This is a genomic window from Streptomyces sp. NPDC001796 (assembly GCF_042892355.1).
In the GTDB taxonomy this organism is placed as follows: Bacteria; Actinomycetota; Actinomycetes; order Streptomycetales; family Streptomycetaceae; genus Streptomyces.
The window spans coordinates 14,141-31,368 of sequence record NZ_JBIAUC010000026.1 but is presented as its reverse complement, the minus strand read 5'-3'; the positions used below and the strand labels follow the sequence as shown (position 1 = coordinate 31,368).

The 17,228-nt window shown below is 72.2% G+C and carries 10 protein-coding genes and 1 pseudogene; 8 read left to right on the top strand and 3 right to left on the bottom strand.

Annotated features, from left to right (window positions below; translation table 11 throughout):
- The first annotated feature begins 105 nt into the window (after positions 1 to 105).
- From ACFYZE_RS32845 to ACFYZE_RS32830, 4 genes are all read left to right on the top strand, one after another.
- Positions 106 to 1,113 (top strand): ABC transporter substrate-binding protein, encoded by a 1,008-nt coding sequence (locus ACFYZE_RS32845; RefSeq protein ID WP_389002266.1) that lies wholly within the window; start codon positions 106 to 108, stop codon positions 1,111 to 1,113.
- 34 nt (positions 1,114 to 1,147) lie between these two features.
- The gene (locus ACFYZE_RS32840; protein ID WP_389002263.1) at positions 1,148 to 2,176 is read left to right on the top strand and encodes a FecCD family ABC transporter permease; all 1,029 of its coding nucleotides are present in this window, start codon (positions 1,148 to 1,150) and stop codon (positions 2,174 to 2,176) included.
- Positions 2,173 to 3,291 (top strand): ABC transporter ATP-binding protein, encoded by a 1,119-nt coding sequence (locus ACFYZE_RS32835; RefSeq protein WP_389002260.1) that lies wholly within the window; start codon positions 2,173 to 2,175, stop codon positions 3,289 to 3,291. Before ACFYZE_RS32840 ends, ACFYZE_RS32835 begins: the two co-directional genes overlap by 4 nt.
- A gap of 628 nt (positions 3,292 to 3,919) precedes the next feature.
- Positions 3,920 to 6,724: a hypothetical protein gene (locus tag ACFYZE_RS32830; RefSeq protein WP_389002257.1), complete on the top strand. Its 2,805-nt coding sequence runs from the start codon at positions 3,920 to 3,922 to the stop codon at positions 6,722 to 6,724.
- Positions 6,725 to 6,798: 74 nt separating this feature from the next.
- On the opposite strand, the gene gcl is transcribed toward ACFYZE_RS32830, so the two are convergent.
- Entirely contained in the window at positions 6,799 to 8,538 is a 1,740-nt protein-coding gene (gene gcl, locus ACFYZE_RS32825) for a glyoxylate carboligase (protein ID WP_389002254.1), read from the bottom strand.
- A gap of 213 nt (positions 8,539 to 8,751) precedes the next feature.
- Here gcl and ACFYZE_RS32820 point away from each other — a divergent pair, with 213 nt between their 5' ends.
- A complete protein-coding gene (locus ACFYZE_RS32820; RefSeq protein WP_389002251.1) occupies positions 8,752 to 9,465 on the top strand; it encodes a hypothetical protein in 714 nt (237 codons plus the stop codon).
- Between the two features lie 21 nt (positions 9,466 to 9,486).
- Here ACFYZE_RS32820 and ACFYZE_RS32815 read toward each other — a convergent pair whose 3' ends face one another.
- Together ACFYZE_RS32815 and ACFYZE_RS32810 are read right to left on the bottom strand one after the other, a co-directional pair.
- Positions 9,487 to 11,100: an AMP-binding protein gene (locus ACFYZE_RS32815; RefSeq protein WP_389002248.1), complete on the bottom strand. Its 1,614-nt coding sequence runs from the start codon at positions 11,098 to 11,100 to the stop codon at positions 9,487 to 9,489.
- Complete coding sequence (locus ACFYZE_RS32810) at positions 11,097 to 12,776, bottom strand: AMP-binding protein (protein WP_389002245.1); 1,680 nt, start codon at positions 12,774 to 12,776, stop codon at positions 11,097 to 11,099. The genes ACFYZE_RS32815 and ACFYZE_RS32810 overlap by 4 nt, the downstream gene beginning before the upstream one ends.
- A gap of 101 nt (positions 12,777 to 12,877) precedes the next feature.
- Between ACFYZE_RS32810 and ACFYZE_RS32805 the strand changes: the two genes are divergently transcribed.
- The 3 genes and pseudogenes from ACFYZE_RS32805 to ACFYZE_RS32795 form a co-directional block, all read left to right on the top strand.
- The gene (locus ACFYZE_RS32805; protein ID WP_389002242.1) at positions 12,878 to 13,714 is read left to right on the top strand and encodes a response regulator transcription factor; all 837 of its coding nucleotides are present in this window, start codon (positions 12,878 to 12,880) and stop codon (positions 13,712 to 13,714) included.
- Positions 13,715 to 13,805: 91 nt separating this feature from the next.
- A complete protein-coding gene (locus ACFYZE_RS32800; RefSeq protein ID WP_389002239.1) occupies positions 13,806 to 16,685 on the top strand; it encodes an ATP-binding protein in 2,880 nt (959 codons plus the stop codon).
- Between the two features lie 279 nt (positions 16,686 to 16,964).
- A pseudogene (locus ACFYZE_RS32795) lies at positions 16,965 to 17,066 on the top strand (trypsin-like serine protease); the annotation flags it as partial.
- Positions 17,067 to 17,228 lie beyond the last annotated feature (162 nt).

Below are 17,228 nucleotides of genomic sequence, written 5' to 3'. Positions count from 1 at the left end.
TACGACATCGACCCTCGTGGAAGGGCGATCCGTCTCCGTCGGCGCGCGCTCGACGCGGCCCGTCGACGGATTGCTTCTTCCCGTCCTCACGGGAGGAAGTGCCGCATGGCACACCAACCTGTCCGGCTTCGGCCTCGTCGGCGCAAGCCGCTCGTCCGCGCTCTGTCGGCGGCGACCGCCGTGCTCGCGGCCGTGGCCGTCGTCGCCGGCTGCAGCTCCGAGAACTCCGGCGCCGCAGCGTCGTCCGCTTCGGCGTCCGGATCCTCCGCCGCCGCGGCGTTCCCCGTCACGGTGACTCCCGCCAACGGCAGGATCACCGTCAGGAGCCGACCGCAGCGCATCGTGTCGCTCTCACCGACCGCGACCGAGGACCTGTACGCGGTCGGCGCGGGCAAGCAGGTCGTCGCGGTGGACTCGAATTCCGACCACCCGGCCGGCGCGCCCGTCACCAGCCTCAGCGGACTGACCCCGAACATCGAGGCGATCGTGAAGTACGACCCGGACCTGGTCGTCGCCTCGCAGGATTCCGGAGGACTGGTCGCCGGACTGCGCAAGCTGGGCGTGCCGGTACTGATCGAGCCCGCGGCGGCGACGGTCGACGACGCCTACGACCAGATCGAGCAGATCGGCCGGGCCACCGGTCACAGCGCCCAGGCCGCACGGACCGTTGCCGGTATGAAGTCCGCGATAGCCTCCACGGTCAAGCAGGCCGGCACCGATCATGCGAACCTGACCTACTACTGGGAGCTGGGTGCCAACCCTTACTACTCGGCGACCTCCTCGACCTTCGTCGGGCAGATAGCGTCCCTGTTCGGCCTGAAGAACATCGCCGACAAGGCGGACAAGGCATCCGACGGCGGATATCCCCAGCTGGCCCAGGAGTACATCGTCTCGGCGCAACCGCAGCTGATATTCCTCTCGGACAACGAGTCGTCCGCCGGCGGGCAGACCCCTGCGATCGTCGCTGCCCGGCCCGGCTGGTCAGGGATTCCGGCGGTGCGGAACAAGGAGATCATCGGCCTGGACGATGACGTCGCCTCCCGCTGGGGCCCGCGTCTGCCCCAGCTGGTCGCGCAGATCGCGCAGGCTGTCGCGAAGGCCTCCGACCGGTGACGACGGGCGGGCTGCGGCTGTGAGCAGGGTCGGAATGCGCGCCGGAACGCGCTCTCGCACCGTGGGCGTCTACGCGATCGCGGTGGCGTTCCTGGCCGCCGCGCTGCTTGTCGGTGCGATGGCCGGGGCGGCGGCCGTCAATCCGCTCGCGACGGCCGCCGCGTTGCTGGACCGGTTGCCGTTGGTACGTCTGCAGTCCGAGCTCAGCCCGCTGCAGAATGCCGTGCTCTTCCAGATCCGGCTGCCGCGCGTGGTGCTCGGAGCGGTGGTCGGTGGGGCGCTCTCGCTCGCCGGCGCGGGGTACCAGGGCGTGTTCCGCAACCCCCTGGTCGACTCGTCGCTGCTGGGGGCGTCGGCGGGGGCCGGCCTGGGCGCGACAGCCGCCATCGTCTGTCTGGGCGGTTCGGTACCGGCGGCGGTGCCTGTGGCCGCGTTCATCGGTTCGCTGGCCGGGGTCACCGTCGCCTACCTGGCCGGTGTGGCGGGTGGGCCGGGTACCTCGACACTGCTGCTGGCCGGGCTGGCGGTATCGATGTTCCTGACCGCTGTTCAGACGTACGTCCTCCAGCGCTCCAGCCAGGACATCCAGCAGGTCTACTCCTGGCTGCTGGGCTCCCTGTCCGCGGCCACCTGGCACCAGACGAGGGAGATCCTGCCCTACACGGCGATCGCCGTCGTGGTCGTGCTGTTGCACGGCCGCCATCTCGACGTGCTGTCCGTCGGCGACGAGGAGAGCCGCTCCCTCGGCATGCACCCCGGCCGCATCAGGCTGGCCGTCGTGGCCGCCTGCGCGCTGGCCGCGGCGAGCGCCGTGGCGGTGAGCGGGCTGATCGGCTTCGTCGGGATCATCGTGCCGCATGCGGTGCGTCGGCTGGCCGGCGCCTCCTATCGGCTCGTCCTTCCGCTGTCGCTGCTGTTCGGGGCAGGATTCCTGGTCCTCGCCGACGCGCTGGCCCGCACCGTTGTGGCCCCGGCCGAACTGCCCATCGGGGTCGTCACCGCACTGATCGGCTCACCGGCATTCATATGGATCCTGCGCTCCACCCGGTCGGTGCGGACGTGAGCGCACCTGCCTCGGGCGGGCTCGACGTGGCCGGGGTCGAGGTCGACCTGGACCGCGCCCCGGTCGTGCGCGCGGTGTCCTTCTCCGTCCCGTCGGGCGGCTGGCTGGCACTGATCGGCCCCAACGGCGCGGGCAAGTCGACGCTGCTCCGCGCCATCGCCGGCCTGCTCCCCCATCGCGGCACGGTCGCCGTCGGCGGCACCGTCGTCGGGCGCCTGCGCGCCCGGGAGAGGGCCCGGCTGATCGCCTACGTGCCGCAGGCACCCGTGCTGCCGCCGGACATGACGGTCCAGGAGTACGTTCTGCTGGGGCGCACTCCACACCTCGGCTACCTCGCAAGCCCCGGCGAACGCGACCGCACGGCCACGGCGCGCACGCTGGCCGCCCTCGACCTCACCCACCATGCCGCTCGCCGCCTGTCCGAGCTCTCCGGCGGCGAGCGCCAACGCGCCGCGCTCGCCCGGGCCCTGACGCAGGAACCCCGGCTGCTGCTGCTCGACGAACCCACCTCCGCGCTCGACCTCGGACACCAGCAGCACGTTCTCGACCTTGTGGACGAACTACGCAGAACTCGGCGCTTGGCGGTGGTCACCACCCTGCACGACCTGACCACCGCGGCCCAGTACGCGGACCGGTTGGTCCTCCTCGACAGGGGACGCGTCGCGGCGGGCGGCACGCCTGCCGAGGTCATCACCGAGGACGTGATAGCCCGTGTGTACGCGGCACGGGTTTCGGTGACCACGGACACCGAGGGCCGTCCCGTGGTCACCCCGCTGCGCGGTCACGTCGGCGGAGCCGGGAGAGGAACGCCTGGCAGCCGTCGTGTCCGCCGTGGCCCCCGGCGTGCGGATCCGGCACGGCCGCAGGAGGCTGAACTCATGGAACAGTCACCGCAGCATCCGCACATAGTGGTGCACGCCCCGGCGCTGGACGGGTCCCGGCGGGTCACCGAGGGCGACGTGACCCTCGGGGTCGCCTCCCACCTGGACGACGTCATCGAGATCCTGCGCCTGGCCGATCTGGACCGGATCGAGGTGGAGGAGGGCGACATCGTCGAGTGGCAGGGCGGCGGACCCGAGGACTGGCCGGGGCTGTCGGAGCACGAGATCGAGTGAGGGCGTCTACACAAGCAGGCGTACCCCCTCTACGCAACCCTCAAATGAACCTCTGAACACGGCCCGGGGGGCTTCAACTGCCCCTGTTCATGGGGAGATTCTCGGCACACGGGGCCCGCCGGCACGGGGGCGGCGGGCCCCGCAGGGGGGTGTCGGCCGGGGGGACCGCGGCCCGTTGGGGGCGGGCTGCGGCGGTACCCCTCTCCGTACCGAGGGCGCCCGGGCAGGGGCGGGCCGGCGGGACGGGCCGCGTTGCACCAGGAGTTCCCTCACCGGGCGTCGCCCATCCGGTGTCGCGGGTGATGAGGTGGTCACCGGACCGGGAGCGTGCGTCTGCAGCTGGTCGGCCATGAGCTACGGGTGCTGCGACGGCGGGCCGACCTGGACGGTGGCGGATGACTCCGAGTACGCCCGCCACGCACACCTCTGGTGGAGCACGCACCGGGTGGGGCGCCTGTTCCCGAAGGAACCGAGTCCGTTAGCCTCGCCCTCGCATGGGGGGCGTGGTGACCGAGGACTCGGGCACCGTGGCGAACGGGGGGCTTCAACCACCAGAGCCGTCCTGGCCCTTGGGCGGTCGGCCGTCGGCTGCATGTCACCCGTGCCTTCCCACTTGAAGGAGGAATGGGTGGCCCAACACACCCTGAGGAGCGGATCCATCGCGGTCGCCGCGACGTTCGCCCTCGCTTCGGGGGTCCTGCCGCTGACCGCGGCGACGGCCTCGGCCGACACCCCCACCGAGACGGTCATACCGGCCGCTCTGCTGAACAACCCGCCCAAGGACACCGTGGTCTTCGCGGGCACCGGTGGCTTCCTGCACCAGACCGACAGCCGGTCCGGGTACGTCTGGACGCCGTACGCGGGCGGATCGGACACCCCGGTGCCCGGTGTCCAGAGCAATCTGCAGATGCCCGGGTACTCGGGAGCGGGTTCCGACATCGTGGCCACTCCGTCGGCCGCCGGGTACCGGCTGCAGGACATGGACTCCGGCACGACCACCACCATCACGCCGGGCGCCGGACAGACGTACCTGGGCACCTTCGGTTCCCGCGTGCTGACGGTCACCAAGGCCGCGGACGGATCCGTGACGGGCTTTCATGTCCTCGGCACGGCGGACGGGCAGCAGACCGACACACCGGTCACCGGCTGGCCCGCGGGCGCCACGCCCCAGGCTCTGGTGCTGGCCGGCGACGCCGACTCCGTGGTGATCCGCTACATACAGGACACCGACGGCACGACCGCGGCCCGGGCGGCCCTGGTGGATCTGACGACCGGCGCGGTCACCCCCGTCTCCGGACCACTGGTCAACGGCTCCCGCGTCGTCCTGTCCAGGAATCACATCGCCTGGTACACCTCGACGAGAGCCGCCGGAACCGGCTCGGCGGGACAGGTCCAGTTCGTGTCGCGCTCCGCTCCCGGCGGCACCGTGAGCACAGTGCAGGTCCCAGCCGCACCGCTGGGCACCGGGTACGGCAGCGCCCTGCGCTTCCTGGGGATCGCGGGCGACTCCCTGCTGATGACCTACTCGGTGTCGCACAACGGTGCCTCGACCACGGACGACACACTCGGTTACCCGCTCTACGCCATGCCGCTGTCCGGCTCCCGGACCGTCACCCCGGTCCTGGACCACGCCAGCTCGAACACCGTCAGGCAGGAGCCGGACGGTGCGGTCGTCGTGGGCGGCTCGTCCGTCACCGACTGGGCGGCCCGCCTGTTCACCGCCGGGCCGGACGGCACCCCGACAGGGACCGCCGTGGACTCCGACCCCCCGGTGCCCGCCCCTCTCGACGGCCTGGCCTTCGGCGGCGGGAGGCTGTACCCGGTCCGGCGCCTCGCGAACGGTGGAGACGTCGTCTACGAGCGGAGCGTCCAGCTCGGTTCCCCGCCGTCCTACGGTCCCGAGCAGGGCTTCGGCCAGCCCTTCGCACCCACCCACTGCGACACCGCGGCCACCTGCAACCCGCCCGTCGCCACCGGCGACGGGAACATCTCGCAGCTGTGGCCGAACGCCGACGCGCAAGGCGACGCCGTCACCGTGCAGACTCCTAACAACAGCGCGGTTCTCGTCACACCCGGTGCCACCGGCGGCACCCTCGTCGACGCCGAGGGCCGCTACGTGGTCTACAACGGCGGCTCCACCGACAAGCAGTACATCGGTGACGCGGACGCGGGCGGCAACAGCCACGTGCTCTTCAGCCGCCCGGTCTCCGCCGCCGCGCTGTCGGGCTCCACGGTGTGGGTCCCCGGAGCCACAGCGGGGACCCTGACCCAGATCGACCTCACCACCCGGCGCACCGTGCAGACCGTCGCGACCGGCGCGCCGTGCGTGCCCGGCGAGCTGCAGGCGGCCGCCCAGCACTGGGTGTACTGGTCGTGCGGACCGTCGGGTCCGGCGGGTGTGTGGGACCTGGCCACCGGCGAGGACGTCGCCGTGCCCGCCCATCTCGCCCAGCTGGGCGACGGGTTCGTCGTCGAGCACGACACGGCGGCGGGCAAGCTGACCCTCACCGACGTGCACACCGACGCGGCCACCACCAGCGACCTGGCCGACCTGCCCGGCGGACCGGTCGCCGACGACCGCAGGGTGTCCTGGGCCGTCGACAAGTACCAGGGCGGCGTCGCCTACGTGGACAGCGGGAAGGACATCCACCTCGTCGACCCGCACGTCCCCGCCTCGGCCCCCGCCCCGGCCGCGGGCACCTTCATGTACCCCGGACAGCGACTGTCCCCGGGGCACAGCCTGAACAGCGCCACGATGACGCTGACCATGCAGACCGACGGCAACCTCGTGGCATACCTGAAGACCGGCGAGGGCACCGGCCAGGCGGTCTGGTCCAGCCGGACCGGCGGCAACCCCGGTGCGTACGCGGTGATGCAGACGGACGGCAACCTCGTCGTCTACACGAGCGACGGCGGCCCCGGCACGGGCGGCGCCCTGTGGTCGAGCCGGACCTACGGCAACCCGGGTGCGTACGCCACCGTGCAGGACGACGGCAACGTCGTCGTCTACGCGAAGGCGAGCACCTACCCCCTGTGGTCGAGCGGCACCTACGCCCGGCCGCAGACCATCGCCTCGGGCACCACCCTCAAGCCCGGCTGGTGGACCCAGGGCACCTACACCCGACTGGTCATGCAGACGGACGGCAACCTGGTGATGTACCGCCGGCGTGACGGCGCCGCCATCTGGTCCAGCCGGACCTACGGCCACCCGGGCGCCTATGCGGTGATGCAGACGGACGGCAACCTCGTCGTCTACAAGAGCACCGGGGGCCCCGGCAAGGGGGGCGCCCTGTGGTCCACCGGCACCTACCACAACACCGGCGCGTACGCCGTCATGCAGAACGACGGCAACCTGGTCGTCTACAAGAGCACCGGCGGCACCGGCAAGGGCGGCGCCCTGTGGGCCACCGGCACCACGACCACGTCGCGGTGACCACGTCCTGATCCAGGTCGCATTCGGCACGGGGCCGCGGGCAACCGCGGCCCCGTCCGCGTTCACAGGCGCGACTACACGCTCTCCTCGAACTCCACCACCTGGCTGATGTCGTTGGTGGTCGACATCGAGATGTCGGTGACGCGCTCCAGGATCGCCTCGACGACCACGGGCACCCGGTACTCGGCGGCGAGCTTCTTGGCCTGCTCGAAGGCCTGGGCCAGGTCGTCGGGGTCCGTCACCCGGATCGCCTTGCAGCCGAGGCCCTCGGCGACCTTGACGTGGTCGACGCCGTAGACGCCCAGTTCGGGTGAGTTGACGTTCTCGAACTCCAGCTTGACCTGGAAGTCCATGTCGAAGGCCCGCTGTGCCTGACGGATCAGGCCGAGGTAGGAGTTGTTGACGAGGACGTGGATGTACGGGATCCGGTGCTGGGCGCCGACCGCCAACTCCTCGATCATGAACTGGAAGTCGTAGTCGCCGGACAGCGCGACCACGGACGCCTCCGGGTCGGCCTTCGCCACCCCGAGCGCGGCCGGGATCGTCCAGCCGAGGGGGCCCGCCTGGCCGCAGTTGATCCAGTGCCGCGGGCGGTACACGTGCAGCATCTGGGCGCCGGCGATCTGGGAGAGGCCGATCGCCGTGACATACCGCGTCTCGGGGCCGAAGGCCTTGTTCATCTCCTCGTAGACGCGCTGCGGTTTGATCGGGATGTCGTCGAAGTGCGTACGGCGCTTAAGGCGGGCCTTCTTCTCCCGCGCGGCGGCGGCCCAGGCGGAGCGGTCGGGGAGCCTGCCGGCCCGCTTCAGCTCCCCGGCCACCTCGATGAACAGGTCCAGGGCCGCCTTCGCGTCGGAGGCGATGCCGTAGTCGGGGGCGAAGATCCTGCCGATCTGGGTGGGTGCGACGTCGACGTGGACGAATGTCCGCCCGGCCGTGTAGACGTCGATGCGCCCGGTGTGGCGGTTGGCCCAGCGGTTGCCGATACCGAGGACGAAGTCGGACTCCAGGAAGGTGGCGTTGCCGTAGCGGTGCGAGGTCTGCAGGCCGACCATGCCGGCGTGCAGCCGGTGGTCGTCGGGGATGGCTCCCCAGCCCATGAGGGTCGGGACCACGGGAATGCCCGTCAGTTCGGCGAAACGCACGAGGAGTTCGGCTGCGTCTGCGTTGATGACGCCGCCGCCGGCGACGATCAGCGGACGTTCGGAGGCGTTCAGCAGTGCGAGGGCCTTCTCGATCTGGGCGCGGGTCGCGGCCGGCCTGTAGACCGGCAGGGGCTCGTACGTCTCCGGGTCGAACTCGATCTCGGTGAGCTGGACGTCGACCGGCAGGTCGATGAGGACGGGCCCGGGGCGACCCGAGCGCATCAGGTGGAACGCCTGCTGGAAGACACCCGGCACCTGCGCGGCCTCCAGCACGGTGACGGCCATCTTCGTCACCGGCGCGGCGATCGACGCGATGTCGACGGCCTGGAAGTCCTCCTTGTGGAGCACCGCGGTCGGGGCCTGGCCGGTGATGCAGAGGATCGGGATCGAGTCGCCGGTCGCCGAGTAGAGCCCGGTGATCATGTCGGTGCCGGCCGGCCCGGAGGTTCCGATGCACACGCCGATGTTGCCGGGGTGGGTACGGGTGTACCCCTCCGCCATGTGGGACGCGCCCTCGACATGGCGGGCCAGAGTGTGGTGGATGCCGCCGGACGCTTTCAGGGCGGCGTAGAAGGGGTTGATCGCCGCGCCCGGAACGCCGAACGCGTCCCGGACGCCCTCACGTTTGAGGATCTCGACTGCCGCGCGGGCAGCGGTCATACGAGCCATGGAGTACTCCTGCTTCGGCTGTCGGACTCGCGCTCCCGTCGCGCCCCGCGGCGAGCACCAATGCGCCTTTCGACTTCTTACTTCCGTATCGCGGAATATTCTTTCTGCTATCTGGAATCAATGTAGGCACGGCCTGGAGAGCCGTCAAGAGACGGCTCTCCAGGCCGACGCGATCGCCGAAGTCGGGGACAAGTGGGCGTCCACGGACGCACCATGGGAGCCATGCCCGAGAGCGTGCCGGTGTCCTGTCCGGTCTGCCGGCGCGAGCACGTCTACGCCGCGCCGTCGTATCCGTGCGTGTGCGGCGCGCCCGTCGCCCCGCCGCTGGACCGCCTCTCGCGACCCTCCGTGGTCACCCACCGCACCTGGGACGACGACTGGGTCGCGGTCCGCTGCGGGAGTTGCGGCCGTGAGGGCCAGTGGCCCTGCCCGGAGCTGGACTGCCCGTGCGGGACCATCCTGCGTGTCCCGGTGAGTGGGGCTCCGGTGAACGGGGCGCCACGCCCGGGTTTGGCCGGGGACGACGCGGGCGGTCCGCGTGCTCAGAGTCCCGTCTTCCAGCCCGTCACCATCCGCACGGCCACCGACGCCATCGGCGCAGCCGCGCTCTGTCTGCGCCGGCTCGGCCACCACGACGTCCGGCGGGCCCAGGAGCGTCCGCCCAGCGGGGTCATGCTCAGGGCGGAGGGGATGCGGGCGCTGGTGGAGCCGACCGTGCGCCCGGCGTCACTGCGGGACGTGGAGTGCCTGTGGCTCACCGCCCTGTCGGAGTCCGTGTGCTGCGTGTGCTTCTCACTGGCGGGATACACCGACGCCGCCCGTGCCGCCGCCGACCGCCTCGGCGTCCCGCTCTTCGTCCTCGATCTCAGCGGCACCCCCGAGCCGGTGAACAGGCCGGCCGACGATCTGGCCGCCGGCCTGGCCTGAACCGTCCCTCGCGCGGGAGCCCTACGCCGGTTCCGCGTACCTCTCCCGCAGCTCGACCTTGCGGACCTTCCCCGAGACCGTCATCGGGAAGGCCTCCAGGATCTGCAGCCGGCTCGGGATCTTGTAGTGGGCGAGCTGCCCCTCGCAGAAGGCCCGCACCTCCTCGATGGTCGGCGGGTCGGCCGGGTCGCGCGGGATCACGCATGCCAGGACCTCCTCGCCGTACCGCTCGTGCGGGACCCCGACCACCTGCACGTCGGCGACCTTCGGATGCGCGTACAGGAACTCCTCGATCTCACGCGGGTAGATGTTCTCGCCCCCGCGGATGATCATGTCCTTGATGCGGCCGACGATCTCGACGTAACCGTCCTCGCGCATCATCGCGAGGTCGCCGGTGTGCATCCAGCGGCCGGGGTCGACGGCCTCCGCGGTCTTCTCGGGCTCGTTCCAGTAACCGAGCATCACGCTGTAGCCGCGGGTGCACAGTTCGCCCGCCGCGCCGCGCGGCAGGGTCACCCCGGTCGCCGGATCGACGATCTTGACCTCGATGTGCGGGAGGACCCGGCCCACCGTGCCCGTGCGGTGCTCCAGGTCGTCGTCCATCCGGGTCTGCAGCGAGACCGGGGAGGTCTCCGTCATGCCGTAGCAGATGGACACCTGCTCCATGTGCATCTCGCCGACCACCCGCTTCATCACCTCCACCGGACACGGCGAGCCCGCCATGATGCCGGTCCTGAGGGACGACAGGTCGTACTCCGCGAAGCCGGGCAGGTTCAGCTCGGCGATGAACATCGTCGGCACGCCGTACAGGGAGGTGCAGCGCTCCTGCTGGACGGCCTCCAGGGTGGCCCGGGGTTCGAAGGACGGCGCCGGGATGACGATGCAGGCCCCGTGGGAAGTGGCGCCCAGGTTGCCCATGACCATGCCGAAGCAGTGGTAGAACGGCACCGGCAGACACACCCGGTCCTGCTCCGTGTAACCGATCGTGCGGCCCACCCAGTAGCCGTTGTTGAGGATGTTGTGGTGGGAGAGGGTGGCGCCCTTCGGGAAGCCGGTGGTGCCCGAGGTGTACTGGATGTTGACCGGGTCGTCGCAGCTCAACTCGTCCGCGACGGCGGCCAGTCGCTCCCGCGGGACCGACACCGCGCCGGCCCGGAGCACGTCCCACGTGGGGTCGCCGATGTAGACGGTCTCGCGCAACTCGGGGCAGCTGCCGCGCACCTGGTCGACCAGGGCCCGGTAGTCGCTCGTCCTGTGGGCCAGGGAGGCGACCAGCAGCGAGATCCCGGCCTGCCTCAGGACGTACTGAAGCTCGTGGGCGCGGTAGGCGGGGTTGATGTTCACCATGATCGCGCCGATCCGCGCGGTGGCGTACTGCACCAGCACCCACTCGGGGCAGTTGACCGCCCAGATGCCGACCCGGTCGCCCTTGCGCACACCCTTGGCGAGCAGCCCGAGCGCCACCTCGTCGACCGCGTCGCCGAACTCGGCGTAGGTCCAGCGCCGCCCGGACGGCACGTCGACCAGGGCCTCGCGGTCCGGGTACGCGGCGATGGCACGGTCGAGGTTGGCGCCGATGGTCTCACCGAGGAGCGGCGTCGTGCTCGTCCCGTGCGTGTACGACAGGGCGCTCACCGGAAGTCCTCCTCACGGTACTCGTTCTGCGAACCCGCGGCCGTGGCCTCGCGCAGCTCGATCCGCCGGATCTTGCCGGAGACGGTCTTGGGCAGGTCCCCGAACTCCAGGCGGCGGATGCGCTTGTAGGGGGCGAGCACCTCACGGGAGTGCTCGAAGATGACCTTGGCGGTGTCGGGGCCGGGCTCCCAGCCCGCGGCGAGCACCACGTACGCCTTCGGCACGGCGAGGCGCAGTTCGTCCGGCGCCGGTACGACGGCGGCCTCGGCCACCGCCTCGTGCTCCAGCAGCGCGCTCTCCAGCTCGAAGGGGGAGATCTTGTAGTCGGAGGCCTTGAAGACGTCGTCGGCCCGCCCGACGTAGGTGATGTACCCGTCCGCGTCCCGGGAGCCGATGTCGCCGGTGCGGTAGTAGCCGCCCGCCATGGCCTCGGCCGTACGGTCGGGGTCGCCGTGGTAGCCGGTCATCACGCCCACCGGCCGAACGGACAGGTCGAGCGCGATCTCACCCTCCTCCGCGCCCGGCGCGCCGCTCACCGGATCCAGCAGCTCCACGCGGAAGCCGGGACTCGGCCGCCCCATGGAGCCCGTCTTCAGCGGCTGGCCGGGGCTGTTGGAGACCTGCACGACCGTCTCGGTCTGCCCGAAGCCGTCCCGGATGGTCACCCCCCAGGCCCTGCGTACCTGTTCGATCACCTCGGGGTTCAGTGGCTCCCCGGCGGCGACCGCCTCGCGCGGCGGGGTGGCGAGCTGGGTGAGGTCGGCCTGGATCAGCATGCGCCACACGGTCGGCGGCGCGCAGAACGTCGTCACGCCCGCGCGGTCCATCTCCGCCATCAGCCGGGCCGCGTCGAAGCGTGTGTAGTTGTGGATGAAGACCGTCGCCTCCGCGTTCCACGGGGCGAACAGGTTCGACCAGGCATGCTTGGCCCAGCCGGGCGAGGAGATGTTCAGGTGGACGTCCCCGGGCTTGAGGCCGATCCAGTACATCGTCGCCAGATGACCGACCGGATACGACACATGGGTGTGCTCGACCAGCTTGGGCCGGGCGGTGGTGCCCGAGGTGAAGTACAGCATCAGCGGGTCGTCGGCGTGGGTCGGCCCGTCCGGCTCGAAGCCCGCGTCGGCCGCGTACGCGTCCTCGTACGCCCGCCAGCCCTCCGGCGCGCCGCCCACCGCGATCCGGGTGTAGTCACCCGGCACCTCGGCGAACTTGCCGGTGTCCTCCGCGCGCACGACCACATGCCGGACCCGTCCTCGGTCGACACGGTCGCGCAGGTCCGCAGGGCCGAGCAGCGGGGTGGCCGGGATGACGACCGCACGCAGCTTCATCGCCGCCAGCGCGGTCTCCCACAGTTCGGTCTGGTTGCCCAGCATGACCAGGACGCGGTCCTCCGCGCGCACGCCCTGCTCCCGGAGCCAGCCGGCGACCCGGTCGGAGTGTTCGGACATCTCGGCGAAGGTGCGGCGTTCCTCGGAGCCGTCCTCCTCCACGATGTGCAGTGCGGTGCGGTCGTTGCCTTCCGCGATGACGTCGAACCAGTCGAGCGCCCAGTTGAAGTACGCCGGGCGCGGCCAGCGGAAGCCCTCGTACGCCGTCGCGTAGTCCTCCCGGTGCGCCAGCAGGAAGTCCCGCGCGGTGCGGAACGCCTCCGTCGCGGCGGTGTTCGCCGTCATGTGTCCTCCTCATTGCCGGACAGCCGTCTCACATCGTGTAATCGGTGACGCAGGTCTCACCACCCCCGAACGGGGGTGCGCCGCGACGGAGGGGCGAGCACGTGGCAGTTGACGCAGCCGAGACGGTTCAGATGCGGAGCGCGCTGGTGCGGCTGCGGCGGGTCACGGGGCTGCCGGTCGCCTTCGGCGGACTGGTGGAGTCCGGGCGGCCGCAGATACGCATCAGCGAACTGAGCGGCACCGCGACGACGGCGCTCAGCTCGCTCGCCGTCGTCTGCGGCAGCGGCCTGGGCGGCAAGGTGACGGCTCTGGCCCGGCCGTGCGCGGTGACCGACTACTCGGCGTCCCGGCAGATCAGCCACGAGTACGACGCGGCGGTGGCGGCGGAGGGCCTGAGGTCCGTCCTCGCGGTGCCGGTCGTCGTACGGCGCCGGGTGCGGGGGGTGCTCTACGGCGCCCTGCGGACGGCGCAGCCGCTGGGCGACCGCACGCTGAGCGCGGCGGTGGAGGCGGCGCGGGACGTGGAGCAGGCGCTGGTCGCCCGGGACGAGGCGCGCACCCTGCTGACGGCGGTGCGGGAGCCCCCGGGCCCGGCCGGGGCGGCCTGGGAGCAGGTGCGGGAGGCGCACGGCGCGCTGCGGGCGCTCGCCCAGCGGGTGGAGGACACGGCGCTGCGGACGGAGCTCCTCGAGGTGTGCGGGCGGCTGGCAGGGGCGGCCTCCCCCGGGTCGGCGGCGGGGAACGTGGGGCTGTCCCCGCGGGAGGTGGACGTCCTGGCGTGTGTGGCGGTCGGGTCGACCAACGCGGCGGCCGCCGAGCGGCTGGGGCTGCGCCCGGAGACGGTGAAGGGGTATCTGCGCTCGGCGATGCGGAAGCTCGGCGCGCACAGCAGATGGGAGGCGGTGGTGGCGGCGCGGCGGGCCGGGCTGCTCCCGTAGATCTGTAGTTCACGATTCATTCGGTTCTCCGATGAATTCCCTCGTGTCACACCTTGTTGTTTCCCTCACCATGCCGCCGTCCGAATTTTCAATGACAGGACGCCTAATATTGGCCAGGACACGACACCCGGAGGGGAGCGGCACCGTGCGACGGGACTTCAAGGAGCCTGCGAGACCCCACCATGACCTGGTCATCGGCCGGGAGGAGCTGTGCACGGCAGCGCGCCGGCAGCTCACCGACGGGGGAAGTGTGCTGCTGCACGGCCCCGCCGGAATAGGAAAGTCGACGGTCCTGCGGACGCTGGCCGCGGAATACGGCGAAACGGTGCGCACCGTCTTGCGCTGCTCGGCGACCGAGTCCGAATCCCACCTCCCCTTCCTGGCCCTCGCCGACCTGCTCGGACTCGTCATGGACGAGGTCGCCGACCGGCTCCCCGCCCCCCAGCGCACCGCCCTGGAGTCCGCGCTCACCGGCCGCGGCGAGTCCACGCTGCAACGGGACGGACTGGCGCTGCGGCTCGCCGTCCTCTCCACCCTCCGTGTGCTCGCCGCCCGCGGTCCCGTGCTGATCGTCGCCGACGACCTGCAGTGGCTGGATCCGGCCAGCACCGAACTCCTCGGCTTCGCCGCCCGGCGCCTCGGCGGCACACCGGTGCAGATGCTGTGCGCGGTGCGCACCCGCGCCGAGCAGGGACAGGAGTACGACCGCTATCTGAGCGCGTCCCCGCCGGACACCCTCGCCCTTCAGGTGGGCCCGCTCTCGCGCGCGCGGATCGCCACGCTCCTCGACCACCGCGGCTACACGGGACTGCCCCGCTCCACCGTGCGGGACATCCACCGCACCAGCGGCGGCAACCCGCTGTTCGCTCTGGAGCTCGGCCGCGCCCTCGCCGAGAGCCCGACTCCGCCGAGGCCCGGTGAGCCACTGCCGGTGCCGACCTCGCTCAGGACGCTGGTGCTCAACCGGCTGGAGGCGCTGTCCGACGAGGCCCGCCGCACCCTGCTCGTGGCGAGCGCGGGGGCCCGGCCCACACTGGCCCTGCTGCGCGCCGCGGGCCGGGACAACGCGGAGGCGGAGACCGCGCAGGCCGCCGCGCTCGGGCTGCTGGTGACGGAGCGGGACGCACCCTTCGTACGGTTCGCACATCCGCTGATATCGGCCGCGCTGTACGCGCAGGCGAGCGCCCAGGAGCGGCGGGCCGTGCACACGGCGCTGTCCACGGCGGCCTCGGACCCGATCGAGCGGGCCCGGCACCTGGCGCTGGCGACCACCGGCACGGATCCGCGGGTGGCGCAGCGGCTCGCCGAGGCCGCGTCCGCCGCCCGGGACCGGGGCGCGCCCTCGGTGGCGGCGGGGCTCGGGCTGCTCGCCGCCCGGCACACCCCCGCGGACGCGGTGCCGGGCCCGGACGAGCGGCGGCTGCAGGCCGCCGAGGACGCGCTGACCGCCGGGGAGACCGACCTCGCCCGGGACATCGCCCGCGAGGTGCTGGCCCAGGCGACGGAACCGGCGGACAGGGTGCGGGCCTGGATGGTGGTGATCGACGCCGCCGGGCACGCGATGGCCGAGGTCGACGCGGTTTTCCCCCAGGCGCTTGCGGACGCGGGCGACGACCCCCGGCTGCTCACCCTGGTGCACTACCAGCTCGCCTGGCGGGCGCTGCTGGTGGAGGGCGACTTCGACCGGGCCCGGCAGGAGGGCGCCCTCGCCGCGGAGCTGGCGGCGCGGGCCGGCGACCGGCGCAACGAGCTGCTGGCCCTGGCCTTCCAGGCGCAGGCCGAGACCCTGATGGGGCACCCGGACGCACCGCGCACCATCAAGCGGGCGATGAGGGAACCGCAGGACGCGCGGGTGGCGTGCGACCACAACGGCGTCGGTGCCGTGCGGTTCCGCTGGCTGATCATGAGCGACCAGCTCGCCGAGGCGCGCAAGACGGTCAGCGCGCTGCTGCGTGAGGTGCGGCGGCGCGGCATGGTCGAGGCCGAGGTGCACTTCCTGCGCGGGCTCGCCGAGACCGAACTGCGGGCCGGACACTGCGGGCGGGCCCTCGACCTCGCGCGGGAGAGCCTCAGGCTGGCGCGGGACACCGGGATCGGGGAGGCCGCCAGCGCCATGCTCACCTCTCTCGCGGAGGCGGCGGGCGGCGAGGCCGACCGGGCGCTGACGCTGGCCCAGGAAGCTGTGGCGCGGGCCGAGGAGGACGGCGACGTGATCTACCTGTCGCGGGCGCTGGCCGCACTGGGGCACGCCCAGCTGGTGGCCGGGGACGCGGCGGGGAGCGTCCGGTCCCTGCGGCGGGTGAGGGAGCTGGAGGAGGGGCTCGGGGTCACCGATCCGGCCCGGGGCCGCTGGCACGGCGACCTGGCGGAGGCGCTCGTACGCGTCGGGGAGCCGGCCGAGGCGCAGGACGTCATCGACGCAGCCCGCGCCCACGCGCTCAGACTCCGGCGGGAGAGCGTGCTGGCGGTGCTGGACCGGGCGGAGGCCCTGGCCCGGGCGGCACGCGGCGAAGTGGACGCGGCGGAACGTCAGTTGACGGCGGCGCGGGACCGGCTCGCGACGCTCGGCTACGGCCTCGAGGAGGCCCGGGCGGCCTATGCGCTCGCGGGACTGCGCGCCGGGCGGCCGGGACCGGCGTCGTACGACGAGGCGACCCGTCTCTTCCGCCGTTGCCGGGCGATGCCGTGGCTGCGCCTGGTGGGGACGGCCGCCGTCACGGACCCGGCGAAGCCGGAGCCTCACCCGGCGGGGCCGGCGCCGGTCGCGACGGCCGCCCTCGACAGCCTGGCCGCGACGGAACGGCAGGTCGCCGCGCTGGTCATGGAGGGCGCGACGAACCGGGAGATCGCCGCCCGGCTGTTCATCAGCGTCAAGACCGTGGAGGCCACGCTGACCCGGGTCTACCGCAAGCTGGGCATCCGGTCACGGGTGGACATCGTGCGTCTGGCGGCCGGGCACCGCGCGAGCTGAACCAGCGTACGCGGCAGGCCCGTTGACCGGTTCACGCGCGTGGACCGAGGGTTTTCCCTGCCCAACTCGCCTAGGGCGTTCCCTCATTGGGAGGGGACGCCTCCGGCTTCTAGCGTAAAGGCGTGCCGCTCGCCGGGGCACACCGGGGCCGGTCCCCACTCGCGCGAACCCCCCACCGGCAACCCCACGAGGAGACCCATGTCCGGGCCGAAACGCGTCAGAAGGGCCGCCGCTGCCGCCGTGGCGACCGCTGCCGCCGCCACGGGCATGCTCACTCCCTCCGGCGACATGGACACCTGCCAGGGCGACAGCGGCGGTCCCCCGCTCACCGGGGGCGTCCTGGCAGGGATGACTTCCCGGGCCGACGGCTGCGCGGAGAGCTCGGTGACCACGCAGTTCGACACGTAAGTCCCGGAAGGCTCCTGGGGTACACCCCAGGTTGATACCAGGGGGGGGGGGGGGGGGGGGGGGGCGCCGCGCCCCCGCCGCCCCCCCCCCCCCCCCCCCCCCCCCTCTCCACATCACTTCCATGGCCCGGCTCCC

Bases quoted from the DNA above. Each gene is read 5' to 3' on its own strand.
- ACFYZE_RS32845 (WP_389002266.1), top strand. From the start codon at position 106: ATGGCACACCAACCTGTCCGGCTTCGGCCTCGTCGGCGCAAGCCGCTC.
- ACFYZE_RS32840 (WP_389002263.1), top strand. From the start codon at position 1,148: ATGCGCGCCGGAACGCGCTCTCGCACCGTGGGCGTCTACGCGATCGCG.
- gcl (WP_389002254.1), bottom strand. From the start codon at position 8,538: ATGGCTCGTATGACCGCTGCCCGCGCGGCAGTCGAGATCCTCAAACGT.
- ACFYZE_RS32820 (WP_389002251.1), top strand. From the start codon at position 8,752: ATGGGAGCCATGCCCGAGAGCGTGCCGGTGTCCTGTCCGGTCTGCCGG.
- ACFYZE_RS32810 (WP_389002245.1), bottom strand. From the start codon at position 12,776: ATGACGGCGAACACCGCCGCGACGGAGGCGTTCCGCACCGCGCGGGAC.
- ACFYZE_RS32800 (WP_389002239.1), top strand. From the start codon at position 13,806: ATGACAGGACGCCTAATATTGGCCAGGACACGACACCCGGAGGGGAGC.